This window comes from Arthrobacter sp. NPDC056886 (genome assembly GCF_042788715.1).
GTDB lineage: Bacteria > Actinomycetota > Actinomycetes > Actinomycetales > Micrococcaceae > Arthrobacter.
The window spans coordinates 306,086-325,911 of sequence record NZ_JBHUBT010000005.1; the positions used below are offsets into that span (position 1 = coordinate 306,086).

At 68.1% G+C, this 19,826-nt stretch carries 17 protein-coding genes; 14 read left to right on the plus strand and 3 right to left on the minus strand.

What is annotated here, in order from left to right; all coding sequences use genetic code 11:
* Positions 1-98: 98 nt before the first annotated feature.
* The 10 genes from dxr to ACFRJ8_RS11225 all read left to right on the plus strand — a co-directional run bounded on the left by dxr (position 99) and on the right by ACFRJ8_RS11225 (position 10,997).
* On the plus strand, positions 99-1,283 hold the full coding sequence (gene dxr / locus ACFRJ8_RS11180; RefSeq protein ID WP_377986219.1) for a 1-deoxy-D-xylulose-5-phosphate reductoisomerase: 1,185 nt from the start codon (positions 99-101) through the stop codon (positions 1,281-1,283).
* Between the two features lie 18 nt (positions 1,284-1,301).
* On the plus strand, positions 1,302-2,633 hold the full coding sequence (locus tag ACFRJ8_RS11185) for a M50 family metallopeptidase (protein ID WP_377986220.1): 1,332 nt from the start codon (positions 1,302-1,304) through the stop codon (positions 2,631-2,633).
* A gap of 123 nt (positions 2,634-2,756) precedes the next feature.
* Positions 2,757-3,455: a MarR family transcriptional regulator gene (locus ACFRJ8_RS11190; protein ID WP_377986221.1), complete on the plus strand. Its 699-nt coding sequence runs from the start codon at positions 2,757-2,759 to the stop codon at positions 3,453-3,455.
* Positions 3,452-3,997 carry a hypothetical protein gene (locus ACFRJ8_RS11195; RefSeq protein ID WP_377986222.1) on the plus strand — a complete coding sequence of 182 codons (546 nt, stop codon included), beginning with the start codon at positions 3,452-3,454 and terminating at the stop codon, positions 3,995-3,997. The genes ACFRJ8_RS11190 and ACFRJ8_RS11195 overlap by 4 nt, the downstream gene beginning before the upstream one ends.
* Before the next feature lie 58 nt (positions 3,998-4,055).
* Positions 4,056-4,346 carry a YciI family protein gene (locus tag ACFRJ8_RS11200; RefSeq protein WP_377986223.1) on the plus strand — a complete coding sequence of 97 codons (291 nt, stop codon included), beginning with the start codon at positions 4,056-4,058 and terminating at the stop codon, positions 4,344-4,346.
* A gap of 48 nt (positions 4,347-4,394) precedes the next feature.
* Positions 4,395-5,561, plus strand: a complete 1,167-nt coding sequence (gene ispG / locus ACFRJ8_RS11205) for a flavodoxin-dependent (E)-4-hydroxy-3-methylbut-2-enyl-diphosphate synthase (RefSeq protein WP_277526049.1) — start codon at positions 4,395-4,397, stop codon at positions 5,559-5,561.
* Positions 5,524-6,411, plus strand: a complete 888-nt coding sequence (locus ACFRJ8_RS11210) for a GNAT family N-acetyltransferase (protein WP_377986224.1) — start codon at positions 5,524-5,526, stop codon at positions 6,409-6,411. Before ispG ends, ACFRJ8_RS11210 begins: the two co-directional genes overlap by 38 nt.
* 469 nt (positions 6,412-6,880) lie before the next feature.
* Entirely contained in the window at positions 6,881-8,695 is a 1,815-nt protein-coding gene (locus tag ACFRJ8_RS11215) for a proline--tRNA ligase (protein ID WP_377986225.1), read from the plus strand.
* A 22-nt stretch (positions 8,696-8,717) separates the two neighbouring features.
* Positions 8,718-9,512, plus strand: coding sequence for a sulfite exporter TauE/SafE family protein (locus ACFRJ8_RS11220; protein ID WP_377986226.1), 795 nt, complete (start codon positions 8,718-8,720; stop codon positions 9,510-9,512).
* Positions 9,513-9,584: 72 nt separating this feature from the next.
* Entirely contained in the window at positions 9,585-10,997 is a 1,413-nt protein-coding gene (locus ACFRJ8_RS11225) for a pyridoxal phosphate-dependent decarboxylase family protein (RefSeq protein WP_377986227.1), read from the plus strand.
* On the opposite strand, the gene ACFRJ8_RS11230 is transcribed toward ACFRJ8_RS11225, so the two are convergent.
* From ACFRJ8_RS11230 to ACFRJ8_RS11240, 3 genes are all read right to left on the minus strand, one after another.
* Positions 10,994-12,085, minus strand: a complete 1,092-nt coding sequence (locus ACFRJ8_RS11230) for an aminoglycoside phosphotransferase family protein (protein ID WP_377986228.1) — start codon at positions 12,083-12,085, stop codon at positions 10,994-10,996. The two genes, ACFRJ8_RS11225 and ACFRJ8_RS11230, sit on opposite strands and share 4 nt — an antisense overlap.
* A 67-nt stretch (positions 12,086-12,152) precedes the next feature.
* Positions 12,153-12,881, minus strand: a complete 729-nt coding sequence (locus ACFRJ8_RS11235) for a VIT family protein (RefSeq protein ID WP_377986229.1) — start codon at positions 12,879-12,881, stop codon at positions 12,153-12,155.
* 103 nt (positions 12,882-12,984) lie between these two features.
* Positions 12,985-14,235 (minus strand): DUF4439 domain-containing protein, encoded by a 1,251-nt coding sequence (locus ACFRJ8_RS11240; protein WP_377986230.1) that lies wholly within the window; start codon positions 14,233-14,235, stop codon positions 12,985-12,987.
* Between the two features lie 104 nt (positions 14,236-14,339).
* Here ACFRJ8_RS11240 and rimP point away from each other — a divergent pair, with 104 nt between their 5' ends.
* The 4 genes from rimP (at position 14,340) to infB (ending at position 19,616) form a co-directional block, all read left to right on the plus strand.
* Positions 14,340-14,957 carry a ribosome maturation factor RimP gene (gene rimP, locus ACFRJ8_RS11245; RefSeq protein WP_229993401.1) on the plus strand — a complete coding sequence of 206 codons (618 nt, stop codon included), beginning with the start codon at positions 14,340-14,342 and terminating at the stop codon, positions 14,955-14,957.
* The gene (gene nusA / locus ACFRJ8_RS11250) at positions 14,957-15,937 is read left to right on the plus strand and encodes a transcription termination factor NusA (RefSeq protein ID WP_090576390.1); all 981 of its coding nucleotides are present in this window, start codon (positions 14,957-14,959) and stop codon (positions 15,935-15,937) included. The genes rimP and nusA overlap by 1 nt, the downstream gene beginning before the upstream one ends.
* 230 nt (positions 15,938-16,167) lie before the next feature.
* Positions 16,168-16,551: a YlxR family protein gene (locus ACFRJ8_RS11255; RefSeq protein ID WP_377986231.1), complete on the plus strand. Its 384-nt coding sequence runs from the start codon at positions 16,168-16,170 to the stop codon at positions 16,549-16,551.
* A 152-nt stretch (positions 16,552-16,703) separates the two neighbouring features.
* Positions 16,704-19,616, plus strand: a complete 2,913-nt coding sequence (gene infB, locus ACFRJ8_RS11260) for a translation initiation factor IF-2 (RefSeq protein WP_377986232.1) — start codon at positions 16,704-16,706, stop codon at positions 19,614-19,616.
* Positions 19,617-19,826 lie beyond the last annotated feature (210 nt).

Below are 19,826 nucleotides of genomic sequence, written 5' to 3' on the forward strand. Positions count from 1 at the left end.
CCTGCTGCGTCAACGAGTCGCGACAACCCACCGGCGCAGAGGAAACAGGCCCCGAGCACCGAACGCAGTATGGGATAACAGTGCGGGATACTTGAAGCATGCAGCCGCGCAAAATCGTCCTCCTCGGGTCCACCGGTTCCATCGGCACACAGGCGATTGACGTCGTCGACGGCGCCCCGCACCTGTTCGAGGTCGTGGCGCTCAGCGCCGGCGGCGGCAACCTCGAGCTCCTGGCCCGGCAGGCCGTGCACACCCGCGCCTGGGCCGTCGGGGTCGCCTCCGGGGAGGCCTCCGCCCTCCGGGACATGATCGACGACGCCGCCCGCGCGGCTTCAGTGACGGGCTACCATCCCGAGATCATCACCGGCCCGGATGCCTCCACCCGGATCGCGGAAATCAGCGCCGACGTCGTCCTCAACGGCATCACCGGTTCCATCGGACTTGCCCCCACCCTGGCCGCGCTCCGGTCCGGTGCCACACTGGCCCTGGCCAACAAGGAGTCCCTGATCGTCGGCGGCGCCCTGGTCAAGGCAGCGGCACGCGAAGGGCAGATCGTGCCCGTGGATTCGGAGCATTCGGCCATTGCCCAATGCCTGCGCTCCGGCTCCGCCGCGGAAGTGGACCGGCTTATCCTGACGGCCTCGGGCGGCCCGTTCCGCGGCAAGACCCGGGACGAACTGCATGACGTCTCGCCGCAGGACGCCCTGGCCCACCCCACGTGGGACATGGGCCTGATGGTCACCACCAACTCCGCCAGCCTGGTCAACAAGGGCCTGGAGGTGATCGAGGCGCACCTGCTCTTCGACATCCCGCTGGACCGCATCGACGTCGTGGTCCACCCGCAGTCCGTGGTGCACTCGATGGTCCAGTTCGTCGACGGCTCCACCATCGCCCAGGCCTCGCCGCCGGACATGCGTCTGCCCATTGCCCTCGGTCTCGGCTGGCCGGACCGCGTCCCCGGTTCCGCGAGCGCCTGCGACTGGAGCAAGGCCACCAGCTGGACGTTCGAACCCCTGGACGCCGAGGCCTTCCCCGCCGTCGCCCTCGCGAAGGCTGCCGCCAGGCAGGGCAGCACCTTCCCGGCGGTGTTCAATGCCGCGAATGAGGAAGCGGTGACGGCCTTCCACGCCGGGCAGATCCGGTTCACCGACATCGTCGACACGATCGACGCCGTCCTCAGCGAACACACAGGATCCTCCGGGCTGACGGTGGAGTCGGTACTGGATGCTGAAAGATGGGCACGCGCCCGCACGCACGAACGTTTAGCCGTCAGAAGCGTCTAGGAAGCAGCAGATCACAGCATGAGCCCCGTCCTCCTCTTTATCCTCGGTGTCGTCTTTGTGGCGATCGGCATCGCCGTGTCCATTGCCCTGCACGAAGTCGGCCACCTGGTCCCGGCCAAGCTGTTCAAAGTCCGCGTGACCAAGTACATGATCGGTTTCGGGCCCACCGTCTGGTCGAAGAAGCGGGGTGAAACCGAGTACGGGCTCAAGGCCATCCCGCTGGGCGGCTACGTGTCCATGATCGGGATGTACCCGCCGAACAAGGAAGACGGCACCGTCCGCACTTCCAGCACCGGCATGTTCCAGTCGCTGGCATCCGATGCCCGCTCCCTGGCCCACGAGGAAATCGGCCCCGGCGACGAAAAACGGGTCTTCTACCGGCTGCCGGTCTGGAAAAAGATCATCATCATGCTCGGCGGGCCCGCGATGAACCTGCTGATCGGCGTCGTGCTGACCGCGGTGCTGTTGATGGGGTTCGGCACCGCCACCCAGACCACCACCATCGCGGACGTCTCCAAGTGCCAGGTCAAGGCCGGCGAGACCGTGGACCCGGACTCCGCCGACTGCAAGCTCACCCCCGCCGCAGCCGCGGGCCTGTTGCCGAATGACACCATCACCTCCTTCGACGGCAAGGCCGTCACCGGTTGGGACGAGCTCACCGGCTGGATCCGCGCCTCCGCGGACCGGCAGGTCAGCATCACCGTGGAGCGTGGCGGCGCCACGGTCTCCACCACCGTCACGCCCGTGCTCTCCGCCCGCCCTGTAATCGGTCCCGACGGCCGCCAGGCCAAGGCCGCCGACGGAAGCCTGCAGTACCAGGACGTCGGCTTCCTGGGCATCGGTGCGCAGACCCAACTCGTGCAGCAGCCGGCGTCGTCCGTGCTGCCGATGGCGGGGGAGAACATCAAGCAGGTTGCCGGGGTTGTGGTGAACCTGCCGGCCCGCGTGGCCGGCGTGGCCAAGGCAGCCTTCAGCGAGGAACCCAGGGACCCCAACGGCCCCATCAGCGTGGTGGGCGTGGGCCGCGTGGCCGGCGAGGTCGCCGCCATGGAGGAAGTCCCGCTGCAGTCCCGCTTCGCCGCCCTGATTGGGTTGCTGGCCGGACTCAACTTCGCTCTGGCCGTCTTCAACCTCATTCCGCTGCTGCCGCTCGACGGCGGCCACGTGGCGGGCGCGCTGTACGAGGGGGCCCGCCGCCAGGTCGCCAAGCTGTTCGGCCGCCCGGATCCCGGCGCTTTCGACATCGCCAAGTTGCTCCCGGTGACCTATGTAGTGGCGGTGCTGCTGATGGGCATGGGAGCATTGCTGATCTACGCGGACATCGTGAAGCCGGTCAACCTCTTCGGATAAGGGGATCCGCCGGCCGTTCCAGGCAAATTCCGCTGACTTTCATTTATAAGCTTATTTCGGCTGATTTTAAATAATCAGTTGTAAATGATTGATTATTGTCGATCACCTCCCTAGGCTGGGGCCATGTACGTCATGACAATCGACCAGCGCGGCAGCACGGGCGACATCGACCGCGTCCCCGGGCTCCTCAAGGAACTCGGTAGCATTTCCACGGCCGGGCGCTTTGAACGATCGGTGGGCGACGAGGTCCAGGGTGTGGTGGAGCGGGCCGACGAGGTAGTGGAGATCACCCTGCATGCCCTGCGCAGCGGCCGCTGGTACGTCGGAATCGGGGTGGGGGAGGTGGACCTGCCGCTGCCCGCCAGCCCGCGGGAAGGCTCCGGTCCTGCCTTCGTGGCAGCCAGGACCGCCGTTGACCGGGCCAAAGGCGCGGCCGCCCATGTGCCGCTCGCAGTGGTCGCCGGCCGCGGCCGGCGCCGGGCAGGTGCAACAGTAAGCACAGCGGCCGCCGCGGACGGCGTCATGGGGTCCCGGGAGGCCAAGGCGTGCGCCAACGCGGAGGCGGTGCTTCGGCTCATTGGCCGCCTGGTCCAGGACCGGACTGCGGCGCAATGGAAGGTGCTGGACGTGCTGCGCTCGGTGCGGCTCGGCACCCACGGCACCCATGGCACCCAAAAAATTGCAGCGCAAAGACTCGGAATCACGGAGCAGTCGGTGAGCCGGGCGGTCCTCCGCTCGGGCTGGCAGGAAGAATGGGCGGCGCGGCCAGCGGCGGAATTGCTGCTGACCCTGGCCCACGACAGCACCGAAGGAGAGCAGTGAACGCCCTCTGGATCACGCTGGCCCTGCTGACCGCAGGATTCGCCGGCTGGCCGGTCACCGCCTGGGTGTTCCGTCTCGCCCGGACCATAGACGACCGGACCCTGGACGGCAGAGGAGATGCCCCGGGCACTCCCGAAGGCGACGCGACCGAGGACCCCTCTGCCGACTCCACCACGGACCCCGACATCCACGCGGCCGCGGACGCCGCGCCGGCCACACCGGCCGCGCCGGCCGCACCCCACCCCGCACCGGGCGCGTCCCCACCTGCCCAGCCCGCCCCGCCTGCCGAAACCGTCAGCAGCGTGCGCATCCTGCGCGGCGGCGCCATTATTGGCATCCTGGAACGGTTCGCCGTGTGCCTAGCAATCCTCGTCGGCGAGCCCGTCTCCATCGCCTATGTCGTGGCCATCAAGGGCCTCGGCCGGTTTGCCGAGTTGAAGGCCACCCCGGTCGCCGCCGAGCGGTTCATCATCGGAACCCTCACCTCCATGCTCTGGGCCGCCGGCGTCGCCGCCCTGGCCAAGGTCCTCCTCCTCGGCTGACCGCGTGCCCCGGCGCCGCCGGATGGGAACCGGGCAAACGGGGCGATAGTGTATCCGTATGACTGTTTTTGCTGTGGAGTACGTGTACGACGCCGAATCTTCCGAGGTCCGCGATGCCAGCCGCCCGGCGCACCGCGAATGGACGGCGGGACTTGCCCGCGAGGGCGCCCTGCTGGCCAGCGGCCCCTACGGCGACGGTGCGGGCGCGCTGCTCATCTTCAAGGCGGCCGACGAGGCGGCCCTGAATGACCTCCTGCGGCAGGACCCCTTCGCAGCCGCCGGTGCCATCTCGGGCACGCGCACCACAGTGTGGGCGCCGGTGACCGGTCTTCTGGCCGAGCACGCCTAGCCTGTCCCGCCCACACCTTCGCTTCATCGATACTAAAAGGGAGTCCATGTGACCTCGGTCAGCCTGGGAATGCCGTCAGCACCGCCCCCCGTACTTGCCCCCCGCCGCAAGACGCGCCAGATCAAAGTGGGATCCGTTGGGGTCGGCTCGGACTCGCCCATCAGCGTCCAGTCCATGACCACGACGCCGACAACCGACATCAACGCCACCTTGCAGCAGATCGCGGAGCTCACGGCTTCCGGCTGCGACATCGTCCGCGTCGCCTGCCCGTCCGCCGACGACGCCGAGGCGCTGCCCATCATCGCCAAGAAGTCCCAGATCCCGGTGATCGCGGACATCCACTTCCAGCCGAAGTACGTGTTCGCCGCGATTGAGGCCGGCTGCGCCGCCGTGCGCGTGAACCCGGGCAACATCCGCAAGTTCGATGACCAGGTCAAGGAAATCGCCAGGGCCGCAAAGGACCACGGCACCTCGATCCGGATCGGCGTCAACGCCGGCTCCCTGGAGCCCGGCATCATGAAGAAATACGGCAAGGCCACCCCCGAGGCCCTCGTGGAATCCGCCGTCTGGGAAGCCTCCCTCTTCGAAGAGCACGGCTTCCACGACTTCAAGATCTCCGTCAAGCACAATGACCCCGTCATCATGGTTGCCGCCTACGAGATGCTGGCCGAAAAGGGCGACTGGCCCTTGCACCTCGGCGTCACCGAGGCCGGACCGGCATTCCAGGGCACCATCAAGTCCGCGACAGCCTTTGGCGCCCTGCTCTCCCGCGGAATCGGCGACACCATCCGCGTCTCCCTCTCGGCCCCGCCGGTCGAGGAAATCAAGGTGGGCAACCAGATCCTGCAGTCGCTCAACCTGCGGCCCCGCAAGCTGGAAATCGTCTCCTGCCCGTCCTGCGGCCGCGCCCAGGTGGACGTCTACACGCTGGCCGAGCAGGTCACCGCCGGCCTGGAAGGCATGGAGGTCCCGCTGCGCGTGGCCGTCATGGGTTGCGTAGTGAATGGCCCGGGCGAGGCCCGCGAGGCCGATCTCGGCGTCGCCTCGGGCAACGGCAAGGGCCAGATCTTTGTCAGGGGCGAGGTCATCAAGACTGTCCCGGAGGACCAGATTGTTGAGACACTGATCGAAGAAGCAATGCGTATCGCGGAAGAGATGGGGGACGCCGATGGCGAAAATGCTGTCAAGGGTAGCCCCGTGGTTAACGTCTCGTAGGGACGACGCCGCTGCCGGCGTCGTCGTCCGAGTCCTCGATGGCGGCGACACCGGACAACTGCTGGCGCTGGCGCACCGGGACGCCGTCGCGAATGTCTTCATCCTCTCGCACCTGGAGGTCGCCGGCACGGCGTCTCCCACGGCCGGGGGCGCCAGCATTCTCGGCGTGTTCGACGGCGGCACCCTCCTCGGCGCCTGCTGGGCCGGCGCCAACCTGGTGCCGATCGAGCTGGCCCCAGAGCTCGCCGGCCTCGTTGCCATGGCCGCGCACCGCTCCGGGCGCCGCTACGCCTCGATCTTTGGCCCCGCCGAGACTGTCCTTGCCATCCACGCGGCCCTGGAGCAGCTCGGCCAGGTGGCCCATGAAGTCCGCGACCACCAGCCCCTGCTGACCATCTCGGGCCCGCCCGCTGTCGGGCCCGAGCCCACACTCGGCTTTGGCCAGCTGGCTGACTTCGACAAGATCCTGCCCGCGTGTGCCGCCATGTTCGAGGAAGAAGTGGGCTATTCGCCCTACCTGGGCGGCCGGGAGTATTACAGCCGCCGCGTCAGGAGCCTCGTCCGCCAGGGCCATTCCCTCGTGCACGTCAACGCCGAGGGCCAGGTGGTCTTCAAGGCCGAACTCGGCGCCGTCACGCAGGAAGTGACCCAGGTCCAGGGCGTCTGGATGAATCCCGAGTTCCGCGGACTGGGACTGAGCGCGGGCTACATGGCCGCCGTCGTCGTCCTCGCGCAGACCCTCGCGCCGGTCACCAGCCTCTACGTCAACGACTTCAACGCAAAGGCCCGCGCCACCTACGACCGGGTGGGCTTCCGCCAGGTGGGCACGTTCGCCACGGTGCTTTTCTAGCGGGCAGCGCCGGACGTGACCTCATCCGCCGGGTGCCCGCAACTGACTTGTACCGTCATGTCGTAATTATCCGATTGCAGACTATTGATTCCCGGCCCCATGTCACATAGGTTCTACCTAGCCGTGTCGCACAGGCGCGCATCTTCCCCAGCGCATTTTCCGGGGAAGGCGACGCCTGGAGCCGACACCAAGTAGCTCGCAGCCTGAGATCTGGGGCTCTGGGGCCACGGGAGCCACGCCATGACGGGATGACCAGCCGGAGACGGCCAGGGGCTTCCATCAGTTATGGCGTGGCTCTTCCATGTGCTGACCTCGGCCGGCGCAGGGCCTCACCAAGGCCGAAGCGGGAGCGTCGCCGCAGGGACGAAGCAGGGCGCCGCGGCAAAGGGGTGCGCTGCGGACGGTAGATTAGTACCTAGATGCTTTTCCCGGTTTGCCCGCACTTTCCCCAGAAACGGATATCCCACCTGTGGTCCTTCGACTCTCCAAGCTGTTCCTGCGCACCCTGCGCGAAGATCCCGCCGACGCCGAGGTAGCCAGCCACCGGCTCCTGGTCCGGGCCGGCTACATCCGGCGGGCCGCGCCGGGCATCTACACGTGGCTGCCGCTGGGGCTGAGTGTGCTGCGCAAGGTGGAGCAGGTCATCCGCGAGGAAATGACCGCCATCGGAGCCCAGGAAGTCCACTTCCCGGCGCTGCTGCCCAAGGAACCCTACGAGGCCACGAACCGCTGGACCGAATACGGCGAGGGCATCTTCCGGCTCAAGGACCGCAAGGGCAACGATTACCTCCTGGCCCCCACGCACGAGGAAATGTTCACCCTGCTGGTCAAGGACCTGTACTCCTCGTACAAGGACCTGCCGCTGAGCATCTACCAGATCCAGAACAAGTACCGCGACGAGGCACGTCCCCGGGCAGGCCTGCTGCGCGGCCGCGAATTCATCATGAAGGACTCCTACTCCTTCGACGTCGACGACGCCGGGCTGGACGCCAGCTACGCCGCCCACCGCAGCGCGTACCTGAAGATTTTCGAGCGCCTCGGCCTTGACGTGATTCCGGTTGCCGCCACCGCCGGTGCCATGGGCGGGTCCAAGAGCGAGGAATTCCTGCACCCCACCGAGATCGGTGAGGACACCTTCGTGCGCTCGGCCGGCGGCTACGCGGCCAACGTCGAGGCCGTCACCACCGTGGTCCCCGCGGACATTGACTTCAGCAACGCCCCGGCCGCCGAGGTCCGGGACACCCCGGACACGCCCACCATCGAGACGCTCGTCGACGCCGCCAACGTCCTCGTTCCGCGCACAGACGCCGACGGCGGCGGCCCTTGGACCGCCGCCGACACGCTCAAGAACGTCGTCCTCGCCGTCACGCTGCCCACCGGCGAACGCCAGCTCGTCGTCATCGGGCTCCCCGGTGACCGCGGCGTTGACCTCAAGCGCGTCGAAGCGAACATCGGGTCCTTCCTGCCGATTGCCGGCGAGATCACCCTCGAAGCCGCCAACGACGACGACCTCAAGAAGCAGCCCCTGATCGTGAAGGGCTACCTCGGCCCCGGCATGTCCCTGGACGCGCCGCTGCTGGGCACCGAGGGCGCCGCGAAGATGCTCTACCTCGTGGATCCCCGCGTCGTCAGCGGCTCCGCCTGGGTCACCGGCGCCAACGAGGCCGGCAAGCACGTCTTCGGCCTCGTCGCCGGACGCGACTTCGGCTGGGACGGCGTCATCGAATGCACCGACGTGCGCGCCGGTGACGAGGCTCCCGACGGTTCGGGTCCGCTGGAAACCGCCCGCGGCATCGAAATGGGCCACATCTTCCAGCTGGGCCGGAAGTACGCCGCGGCCCTGGACCTCAAGGTCCTGGACCAGAACGGCAAGCAGGTGGTGGTGACCATGGGTTCCTACGGTGTCGGCGTCACCCGCGCCGTCGCAGCCCTGGCCGAGTCCAACCACGACGACAAGGGCCTGGTCTGGCCGCGCGCCGTCGCCCCGGCCGATGTCCACGTTGTGGCCGTGGGCCGTGGCGAGGAAATCTTCGCCGCCGCCGAAAAACTGTCCCTGGAGCTCGAAGCTGCCGGCCTCGACGTCATCTATGACGACCGCCCCAAGGTTTCCCCCGGCGTGAAGTTCGGCGACGCCGAACTCGTCGGCGTCCCCACCATCCTCGCCGTCGGGCGCGGACTCGTGGACGGCGTCGTGGAGATCAAGGACCGTCGCAGCGGCAATGCCGAGAATGTAGCCGTTGACAAGGCTGTTGACTACGTAGTCAACGCCGTCCGCAACAGCTGATGCTGCACCACCCTTCTAGGTAGTGGTCTCCGGACTCGAGTCGATCCAGCTCGGAACTGTCATCCTGATCGTCGTGGCCGGCCTGGCCGCGGGCTGGGTCGACGCCGTCGTCGGCGGCGGCGGGCTCATCCAGCTCCCGGCGATGCTCCTGGTGCCGGGCATCAGCCCGGTCCAGGCGCTGGCGACCAACAAGATGGGCTCCATCTTCGGCACCACCACGAGTGCGGTCACGTATTACGGCCGTGTCCGGCCCGATCTGCGCACCGCCCTGCCCATGGCAGCGATCGCGATGGCGGGAAGCTTCGGCGGGGCTGCGCTGGCCGCCAACCTGCCGGCGAGCGTGTTCAAGCCGATCATCGTGGTGGCGCTGATCGCCGTCGCGCTTTTCACCGCCTTCCAGCCCGGCATCGGTGAGCTGACCAAGCTGCGCCACGCGGGGCACCGGCACTACGTGGTGGCCTGCGTGATCGGTGGCGTGATCGGCTTCTATGACGGCATGATCGGTCCCGGCACGGGCTCGTTCCTGATCATCGCCCTCGTCTCGGCCATGGGCTACGCCTTCCTGGAAGCCAGCGCCAAGGCCAAGATCGTGAACGTTGCCACCAACGCCGGTGCCCTGCTGTTCTTCGTGCCGCACGGTGCCGTGCTGTGGGGGCTCGGGCTGCTGCTGGGTATGGCGAACATGGCCGGCGGTTACCTGGGCGCCCGGACCGCGGTCCGGCAGGGCAGCAAGTTCATCCGGATCGTGTTCCTGGTGGTGGTGGCCGCGCTGATCATCAAGCTCGGCTCCGACGTCTGGCAGGACAACTTCACCTAGGTGTCCCGCAGGCAGGCCAGCGGCTCCCGCAAGGGTCTCCCGGTCCGCTGGCCCCGGGCGTAGCATGCAGCTATGTCAGCAGGTGAGGAACGCTACCGGGATGCCCTCGACGCCGCCGCCGCTCACGCGCGCCGGTGGCTCGAGAGCCAGGGAACACGCCACATCGGGCCGAAGGCCACGGCGGCCGAACTAGCGGCCGACTTCGGCGGACCGCTGCCGAACGAGGGCATGCCGGCAGCGGCAGTGGTGGACTATCTCGCCGCCAAGGCCGAACCCGGCCTGATGGCCATGCCGTCCGGGCGGTTCTTCGGCTGGGTCATCGGCGGCACGCTGCCGGCAGCCCTGGCGGCAGACTGGCTCCTCAGCGCCTGGGACCAGAACGCGGGGCTGCGCTTCGCCACGCCCGCCGCCGCCGCGATCGAGGAAGCCGCCGGCAAATGGATCCTTGAGCTGCTGGGGCTACCCGTCGAGTCCGACGTCGGCTTTGCCACCGGCGCCACCATGGCCAACTTCACTGGACTCGCAGCCGCCCGCTGGCGGCTCATGGCCGATGCCGGCTGGGACCTCGACGGCGATGGTCTGGCCGGTGCGCCCCGGATCCGCTGCTTCGTGGGGCAGGAACGTCACGACACCATCGACCTCGGCCTGCGCTACCTAGGCCTCGGGCGCCCCACCGTGGTGCCCTCGGACCAGCAGGGGCGCATCATCCCGGCCGAGTTGGACTGCGCCCTGGACCTTGCGCTCAGCGCGGGGGACGGCGGCCGCCCGGTCCTGGCCCTGGTGTGCCTGCAGGCCGGCAACCTGCATTCGGGGGCCTTCGACCCCTTCGCCCAGGCCATCGCCGTCGCGAAGGCGCACGGTGCCTGGGTGCACGTGGACGGGGCGTTCGGGCTCTGGGCCGCAGCCGTGCCCGAGCTCTCGGCCCTGACGGCGGGACTCGGCCTGGCCGATTCGTGGGGGACGGACGCGCACAAGACCCTCAATGTCCCGTACGACTGCGGGATCGCGATCGTGCGCGATGCCCAGGCCCTGCGGTCGGCGATGGGGTTGCACACCAGCTACCTGATCCAGGCCGCGGACGGTGCCGGGGACCCGTTCGAGTCCGTGCCTGAGCTCTCCCGCCGCGCGCGCGGCATCCCGGTGTGGGCGGCGCTGAAATCCCTGGGCCGCGACGGCGTGGCCAGCCAGGTCCGCACACTCGTGCAGCGCGCCGCACAGTTGGCCGAGCAGCTTGCAGTGCTGGACGGCGTCGAGGTGCTCAACGACGTCGACTACACGCAGGTTTCCCTGGCGTTCGGGGACGACGCCGTGACGCGCGCCGTGACCGAGCGGATCATCGGCGACGGCCGAGTCTGGATGTCCGGATCACGCTGGCAGGACCGCGATATCCTGCGGATCTCGGTGAGCAACTGGAGCACGGACGACGCCGACGTCAGAGTCGCCGTCGACGCCGTCCGCGACGCACTGGCGGCCGTGCGGGGCTAGGCGCCGGCCAGCCCGGCTGCTTCACCGGCCGCTTCCCCAGGTGAGGGGAGCTGCTGCGGAGCGGGCAGGCCGGGAAGCGTCCGGCCCGCCAGCGTGCTCGCCACCCACAGGGAACGGGCCAGATCGCCCTCGTGATGACGCTGCGACGCATAGCCGAGGGCGTTCTCCACCTCGCGGACCAGGCTCCACTGCCGGGCGGTCTCAGCGTCCAGGCCGGCGGCCGCACTGAAATCCCCGCAGCGTGCGAGCAGCGCACGTCCGGGATTGTGCTGTGGCAGCTCGCGGAGCCTGTTCCACAGCACCGGGGCCACGGCAAATTCGGCCTCGCCGATCATGGGCTGGGGATCAATGGCAGCGTACTGAACCAGCCCAGCTTCCTGCCCGGTGCCGGGCCCCGGCACGCTGGGCCGGGCGAGGATGTTCAGGTAGTGCAGGTCCGCGTGGACCAGGACGTCCTTGCCTGACCGCCGGCCGACGGCGCCGCGGGTCTGGCAGACTTCGAGCGCCGCCTCGAGCAACCATCGGGGGAACGGCCGGGCCAGTTGCTCCCACGTCGCGGGGAGTTCGTCGCTCCACTGTTCGGCCCGGGCCGCTACGTGGTCGATGTCCCGCCACTGTGGCCGGTCATCAGGGACCACGCTGAGCTGGCGGACCACGCCGCCCCACACCGTCACGGCCGTTTCCAGGGGGACATCCAGGAGGGAGCGGCAGGCGTCGAGGCGCTCCAGGAGCAGGGCGCAGGATCCGGCGTCGGCAGCCAGCAGCCTGACGGCGCCATGGCCTCCCCACAGGGCGAGGGCGTGGTGTTCGCGGGTGGCCTCCTCATGCGGGAAAGCCACCTTCAGGACGGCTAGATTGCCGTTGCTGCCGCCGAATCCAGCCCCGTCCCGGCGGCGGACAGGGATAACGACGCCGCCGTGACCGTTCCACGGAAGGGCCCCCGGCTCCAGGTCCGGCAGAAGTTCCCACTGGTCGAGGAATTGTCCGATCAGGCCAGGAAGTGACGCCAGCCAGGCGCGGCCCTCCGGCGTGCGCGAGTAGCGGCGGGAAAGATCGGGCGGAATGGGGACGTCTGGGATGGTGCTCACGGGACCTATCGTAGGCGCCGGAGTGGATGCGGCCGTCTTGGCACGTGCCGAACCGGCCGTTGCGGCCTCAGACGATGCCGCTCGCGCCGAGCGCGTTGCCGATCGCAAACGTGGCCACCAGCGCCAGGGCGCCGCCAATCACCACGCGGATAGCCGCCTTGAGCTTTGAGCCGCCGCCAATCCACGCGCCCACGGCGCCGGTGGCCGCCAGCGCCACGAGCACGGCGACGAAGGTCAGGGGGATCCTGATGCTTTCGGGCGGCAGCAGGATGGCCAGCATGGGCAGGACCGCGCCGGTGAGGAACGCGATGGCGGAAGCGAACGCCGCGTGCCACGGACTCACGATGTCGGTCTCATCAATGTTGAGTTCGGCCGAGAGGTGCGCGCCGAGGGCGTCGTGCGCCGTGAGCTCCTTGGCCACCGTGCGTGCCGTGGCGGGGCTAAGGCCCTTGCCCTGGTAGATCGCGGCGAGCTCCTCGAGCTCTTCCTCCGGCTGTTCCTGCAGTTCCAGGCGCTCCTTCTCAATCAAGGAGCGCTGGCTGTCCTTCTGGCTGCTGACCGAGACATATTCACCGAGCGCCATCGAAATAGCGCCGCCCACCACTCCTGCGGCGCCCGCGATCAGAATAGGCCCGGTGTCGCTCGTGGCGCCGGCGACGCCGACGACGATCGCGGCAACGGAGACGATGCCGTCATTGGCCCCCAGGACGCCCGCGCGGAGCCAATTGAGGCGGTGCGCGATGTCATTGTGGTGCGGCTCGTTCTCATGAAAGGTTGCGGCGCCGGTGGTGTCCATGAGTACAGCAAATCACCCGGGCCTAGGCCTTGCTAGTATTCCAAGGCTTACCAAAATTAGCCGAGGCTTGCTGCGGGCCGCGGTCTGATGGGTGCGACGGCCTTCAGCCTGCCGGCTGCGTCGGCAGCGTGGCCGGTTGCACGGAGCCGTCCAGGCCCGGCAGGGCGCCGGGATCCGCACCCCACAGCACAGCCCGCTTCCCGGCACCGAGCAGGGCGGCGATGGCCCACTGCCGGGTCTCACCTTCGCTCAGCGCCACGAGGTCGCCATAGGCGGGTAGCGCGGCGGCCTCAAGGCTGCCGAGGCCGGCAGCGGGGGAGGACAGGAAGGATTGACCCAGAGAGTAGCCCGCCTCCCGCGGAGGAACAGCGGAACAGTGCAGCCGGCTCAGCGATTCTGCGCCGCTGAGGAGCGTTTCATGGCGGGCCAGTTGGTCGGCTGCGGATTTCGCCGCGACGCCGTCCAGCCGGGGCAGCGCCACCTGATAGCCGTAGATGGCCTGTGCTTCGGTCCGGACCACGGCCGCCAGGGCACCGCCGAGGCTGGAAGCGGCCGGGGACTGCCCGGCGTCGGACTGCTCTGGACCGGATTGCCCGGCATCGGACTCCACGGGGTCGGACGGTGAGGACGCGGATGGGGAAGGGCAAGTGCCGGACGGCTGCGGCGAGGCCACGTCGGCCGCCGGCGCCGTGGTCCCGGTGCCAGCCGCGACGGCAGACGCCCGCAGCAGCTGTGCGGTGCCGACGGCAGCCAACAGCCGTGCCATGCCGCCGTCGGCCATGGCAGCGTCGGCGAGGCGCTGCTTGCCGCTCTTCGCGAGAGCCGCTACTAGGCCGGCGGCGGTTGAAGGCAGGGGTGCGACTGATGGTCCGGCGCTGGACTGGCCGGCACTGGGCGCTCCGGCAACGGACGGAGCCGGCGTAGCGGTGGAGGTTGCCGGAGGCGTTGCACGGCCGGAGTCTGTGGCCGCTGCGCCGGTTGCGTCGGCAGGGTTTTCTCCCGGTGCCAGCAACGCTTGCGCCTGGGTTGTCAGCAAGGTCACAGTTCGCTCGATGTCTGGGTACCCGGCACCGGCCGACGGGCCGTCCGCGCTGGGCGCCGAGCCGTCTTTTGAACTGTGTTGTTTCGCGGCGCCAAGCTGGCTGCCGGCCTCCTTCAACCGCACGGTTTCGGCCAGTGCCGCGGCCCGCGCCTGTTCGGAAAAGGGCGGCTCCGCAGGAACCGGTGGCCGGGCCGGCATCAGGACCACCCCCAGGCTCACCACTACCAGGGCGAGGCACACCAGAAGCGCGTAGCGGGGGAGCGACCGGGGAAGGTGATCCTGCCATCGCTTTTCCCTGGTGTCGTCGTTCACAACAGACCATGTTGTCATGCCAGCCCGGAACGCGTGCACCACGCCGCCCGGAAAATCGCTAGGCTAGTACACACAACATTATCTAGCGGGAGGCGGCCGGCATCATGACCAACGCAGAAGCCACGACTTCAACAGACCGGACCGGGACGGGTAAGGCTGAAGCCGCACCCGTTCAAAATGTCGAGGCCGAGCGCCTGCACGCACTCTTGGAACCCGCAGTGCTGGCGAACCGGCTGTACCTGGAAGACGTATCCATCCATGTCGCCGGCGCCAACCGGGTGGTCCACGTTGTGGTGGACCTGCCGCAGGAGGAGACCGGTGGCGTCGGGCTCGATGTCATCGCGGAAATCTCCAAGACCCTCTCCGACACCCTGGACAACGACCCCAGCATGGACGCGCGACCCTATGAGCTCGAAGTCTCTTCGCCCGGCGTCGGACGTCCACTGACGGAAGAGCGGCACTGGCACCGCGCCCGCGGACGGATGGTCAACGTGAACGTGATCCAAGGTGACAACGTCACCGGCAGGGTCCAGTCCGTCGATGATGGGGGAGTCACCCTCGTCCCGGAAATTGCCGTCAAGAAGGGCATGAAGCCCAAGCAGGGTGAACCCGTCAAGCTTCCTTTCGACAGGATCCGCAGCGGAAAAGTCGAGATAGAGTTCAGCCACCTCGAAGAGGCCGGTCTGGAAAAAGCAAACAATGGACCTTCTGAGGAGGCCTGATGGATATTGACATGAGCGCGCTGAGACTCCTGGAGCGTGAGCGTGAAATCCCGCTGGATCTCCTGATTCCAACGATCGAGCAGGCACTGCTGGTGGCCTACCACAAGACCCCCGGCGCCTTCGAAAAGGCCCGGGCCGAGCTCGACCGCAAGAGCGGCCACGTGACCATCTGGGCCACCGAGATCGACGACGACGGCGCCCCGATCGGCGAATTCGAAGACACCCCCGCGGGCTTCGGGCGCATCGCAGCGAGCACCGCACGCCAGATCATCCTGCAGCGCCTCCGCGACGCTGAGGATGACAACGTGCTGGGCCAGTTCAAGGGCCGCGAAGGTGAGCTTGTGGCTGGCACCATCCAGCAGGGCAACAACCCGCACATGATCCAGGTGAACCTGGGCACGGTGGAGGCACTGCTGCCGCCGCCCGAGCAGGTTCCCGGCGAGAAATACATCCACGGCAACCGGCTGCGCGCCTTCGTGATCGACGTCCACCGCGGCACCAAGGGCCCGTCCATCACGCTGTCCCGCTCCCACCCCGGTCTCGTCCGGAAGCTCTTCGAACTCGAAGTTCCCGAGATCGCGGACCGTTCGGTCGAAATCGTGGCGCTGGCCCGCGAGGCCGGCCACCGCACCAAGATCGCCGTCAAGGCCAACACACCCGGCGTCAATGCCAAGGGTGCCTGCATCGGTGAAATGGGTTCGCGTGTCCGGGCGGTCATGACGGAACTGAACGACGAAAAGATCGACATCGTTGACTACAACGACGATCCGGCGACCTTCATCGCCAGCGCCCTCTCGCCGTCGCGCGTGAATTCGGTCACGATCACCGACGAGGCGACGCGTTCGGCACGCGTGGTGGTTCCCGACTACCAGCTCTCCCTGGCCATCGGCAAGGAGGGCCAGAACGCCCGTCTCGCCGCCAAGCTCACGGGATGGCGAATCGACATCGTCTCCGACGCCGCCGTCAACAGCGGCAAATAGCTCGCAAGCGGGCACGCGCGCAAGCGCACCCACCTCACGCGCACCGGGCCGCCATCGCGGCCCGGTGCGCGTGCCCGCTCTCACGGGTCACCCGTGATTTCTCAGCTGACTGGCACCCCTGGGTTCGGGACCCGGGCGCCGGAGGGGCTAGAATAGACATGACCGCGCCTAAGGGCCGGTATCCGTGTGTCTTTGGCGCGTCTGGGGTTTTCCCAGATTCCCGGGACGCGATGATTCACCAAGCATTTGTACTGGCAGGAAGATACTCGAACGTGGCACATGTGCAACACCTCGGGAATCAGCCGCAGCGCACTTGCATCGGATGCCGACAAAAAGGGTCGCGGTCGGAGTTACTCCGGCTCGTCGCCGGCGCCGGTGGTTCGTCCGCCGTCGTGGTGGATGAACGACGCCGGATGGCTGGCCGGGGAGCATGGCTGCACCCCAGCGAAAAGTGCCTGGCACTGGCGGTCAAACGTCGAGCGTTCGGCCGCGCCCTCAACGGCGCAGCCGGTACAGCTGACGTTGAACGCCGGATCACTGCCGGCATGGAAGCCGTGGGCACCCCGGTGGCCGCAGCAACAACCGTCCAACCTGAAAGCGGGTCAGAAAACTGATGGAAACCCGATGAGTTCCCAGCGATGAGTGCGCAACGATGACAACTTTGTTGCGCTCTGCAATGGGCCTTTCAGCTGCATTCGCGGCGGAGGCCCGCAGTAAGAAGTAGACGGTTCGTGCCTGGCTCGGTGCGGACCGAGACAGGAGAAATGTGGCCAAGGTCCGCGTACATGAGCTTGCTAAAGAGCTCGGTATTACTTCCAAAGATGCAGTAACCAAACTGCAGGAATTGGGCGAATTCGTTCGCTCCGCCTCGTCAACTATCGAGGCTCCCGTTGTGCGGAAACTGCGCAACGCTTTCCCCGACGCCCCCGCAGCTTCGAAGTCCGAAGCTCCGGCGTCCGCCCCCCAGGCATCAGCCAGCCCGGCAGCGACCCGTCCGGCGCCTGCGCCTGGCCCGGGTGCGCCCGCAGCGCCGGCGGCTGCAGAACCCAAGGCTGAAACTCCGGCTCCGGCCGCTGCGGCACCAGCCGCCGCGCCCGCCGCTCCGGCAGCCCCCGCCGCCCAGGCTCCGGCAGCTCCCGCTGCCCAGGCTCCGGCCGCTCCCTCGACGGGCGTCAAGCCCGGCGCGCGTCCGGCCCCCAAGGCTGAAACCCCGGCTGCTCCCGCACGCCAGGGCGGTTCTGCACCTCGTCCGGGCGGTCCCCGTCCCGGCAACAACCCGTTCGCCACGTCCCAGGGCATGCCCCGCGGCCGCGGCGGCGACAACGATCGTCCCTCGCGTCCGGGCAACAACCCGTTCGCTCCTTCCCAGGGCATGCCCCGTCCGGGCGGAAGCCGCACCGAAGGCGAACGCCCCGGTGGTCCGCGCCCCGCAGCAGGCGCAGGCGGCCCCCGTCCGGGTGGTCCCCGTCCGGCAGCAGGCGCAGGCGGCCCCCGCCCCGGCGCCCCCCGTCCGGCTGGCGCTCCCGGCGCTGGTCGTCCGGCAGGAGCCGGCGGCAACCGCCCGACTCCCGGCATGATGCCTAACCGCACCGAACGTCCCGCACCCGCTGGTGCCGGCCGTCCCGGCGGCGGAGGCCGTGGTCCGGGCCGTCCGGGTGGCGCTCCAGGTACCGGTGCTCCCGGTGCCGGTGGCGGCGCTCCGGCCGGTGGTGGCTTTGGTAAGGGCGGTCGCGGTCGCGGCGGCACCCAGGGCGCCTTCGGTAAGGGCGGCGCAGGCCGTGGCAAGCAGCGCAAGTCGAAGCGTGCCAAGCGTCAGGAACTGGAGCAGATGAGTGCTCCGTCGCTGGGTGGCGTGAGCGTACCCCGCGGCGACGGCAACACCGTAGTCCGGCTTCGCCGTGGCTCGTCCATCACGGACTTCGCCGACAAGATCGAGGCGAACCCCGCCGCACTGGTGACGGTCCTCTTCCACCTCGGCGAAATGGCCACGGCCACGCAGTCGCTGGATGAAGAGACCTTCGCACTGCTCGGCGAGGAGCTTGGCTACAAGCTTCAGGTTGTGTCCCCGGAGGACGAGGAGCGCGAGCTGCTCTCCACCTTCGACATTGACTTCGACGCAGAACTGGAAGCCGAAGGCGATGAAGACCTCGAGGCACGTCCTCCGGTTGTCACCGTCATGGGTCACGTTGACCACGGTAAGACCCGACTGCTCGATGCCATCCGCAAGTCCGACGTTATGGCGGGCGAGCACGGCGGCATCACGCAGCACATCGGTGCCTACCAGGTCACCCACGCCCACGAAGGCATCGATCGCAAGATCACCTTCATCGATACCCCGGGCCACGAGGCGTTCACCGCCATGCGTGCCCGTGGTGCGAAGGTCACCGACATCGCCATCCTGGTGGTCGCAGCGGACGACGGCGTTATGCCGCAGACCGTTGAAGCCCTCAACCACGCCCAGGCGGCCAACGTGCCGATCGTCGTGGCCGTGAACAAGATCGACAAGGAAGGCGCCAACCCGGACAAGGTCCGCGGCCAGCTGACCGAGTACGGCCTGGTTCCGGAAGAATACGGTGGCGACACCATGTTCGTGGAGGTCTCGGCCCGCCAGAACCTCAACATCGACGAGCTCCTCGGCGCCGTCCTGCTCACCGCAGACGCTGCCCTGGACATGCGCGCCAACCCGAACAAGGACGCCCGCGGCATCGCGATTGAAGCCAACCTGGACAAGGGCCGCGGTTCCGTGGCCACCGTCCTGGTTCAGTCCGGTACCCTGCACGTCGGCGACACCATCGTGGCAGGCACGGCCCACGGCCGCGTCCGTGCGATGTTCGACGACGACGGCAGCGCCCTGACCGAGGCCGGCCCGTCCCGCCCCGTGCAGGTGCTGGGTCTGTCCAACGTCCCGCGCGCCGGTGACACCTTCTTCGTGACCGCTGACGAGCGCACCGCCCGCCAGATCGCCGAGAAGCGTGAAGCCGCGGACCGCAACGCCGCACTGGCCAAGCGCCGCAAGCGCATCAGCCTGGAAGACTTCGACCAGGCCGTCGCCGATGGCAAGATCGACACCCTCAACCTCATCCTCAAGGGTGACGTGTCCGGTGCCGTGGAAGCCCTCGAAGACGCGCTGCTCAAGATCGACGTCGGCGAGGGTGTCCAGCTCCGCGTCATCCACCGCGGTGTCGGTGCGATCACGCAGAACGACGTCAACCTGGCAACGGTCGACAGCGCCGTCATCATCGGCTTCAACGTCAAGCCCGCCGAGCGTGTTGCCGAACTGGCAGACCGCGAAGGCGTGGACATGCGCTTCTACTCCGTCATCTACGCAGCAATCGATGACATTGAGGCAGCCCTCAAGGGCATGCTCAAGCCGGAGTACGAAGAGGTCCAGCTTGGCACCGCCGAGGTCCGCGAAGTGTTCCGTTCCTCCAAGTTCGGCAACATTGCAGGCTCGATCGTCCGCTCGGGTGTCATCCGACGCAACGCCAAGGCCCGCATCACCCGCGACGGCAAGATCATCGGTGACAACCTCACCGTTGAAACGCTCAAGCGCTTCAAGGACGACGCCACTGAGGTCCGCACGGACTTCGAGTGTGGTATCGGTCTTGGCTCGTTCAACGACATCACCGAAGGCGACATCATCGAGACCTTCGAGATGCGCGAAAAGCCGCGCGTCTAAGGTGTCTTAGCGTTACAGGTGCGGGGCCGTTGGATTCTTCCGGCGGCCCCCACTTTTCCGCCGTAGAGGGGGCCCCGCCCCTACGCTGGGTGGGGGGCCGGGTTAGACGGCGGGCCCCCCCCCCCCGCCGGCCCCCAGCCAACCCCCGGCCCCCCCCCCCGGGCCCAAAAGGCGCCCGGAGAAAACAAACCGAGGCCCGCCTAGAAAAGC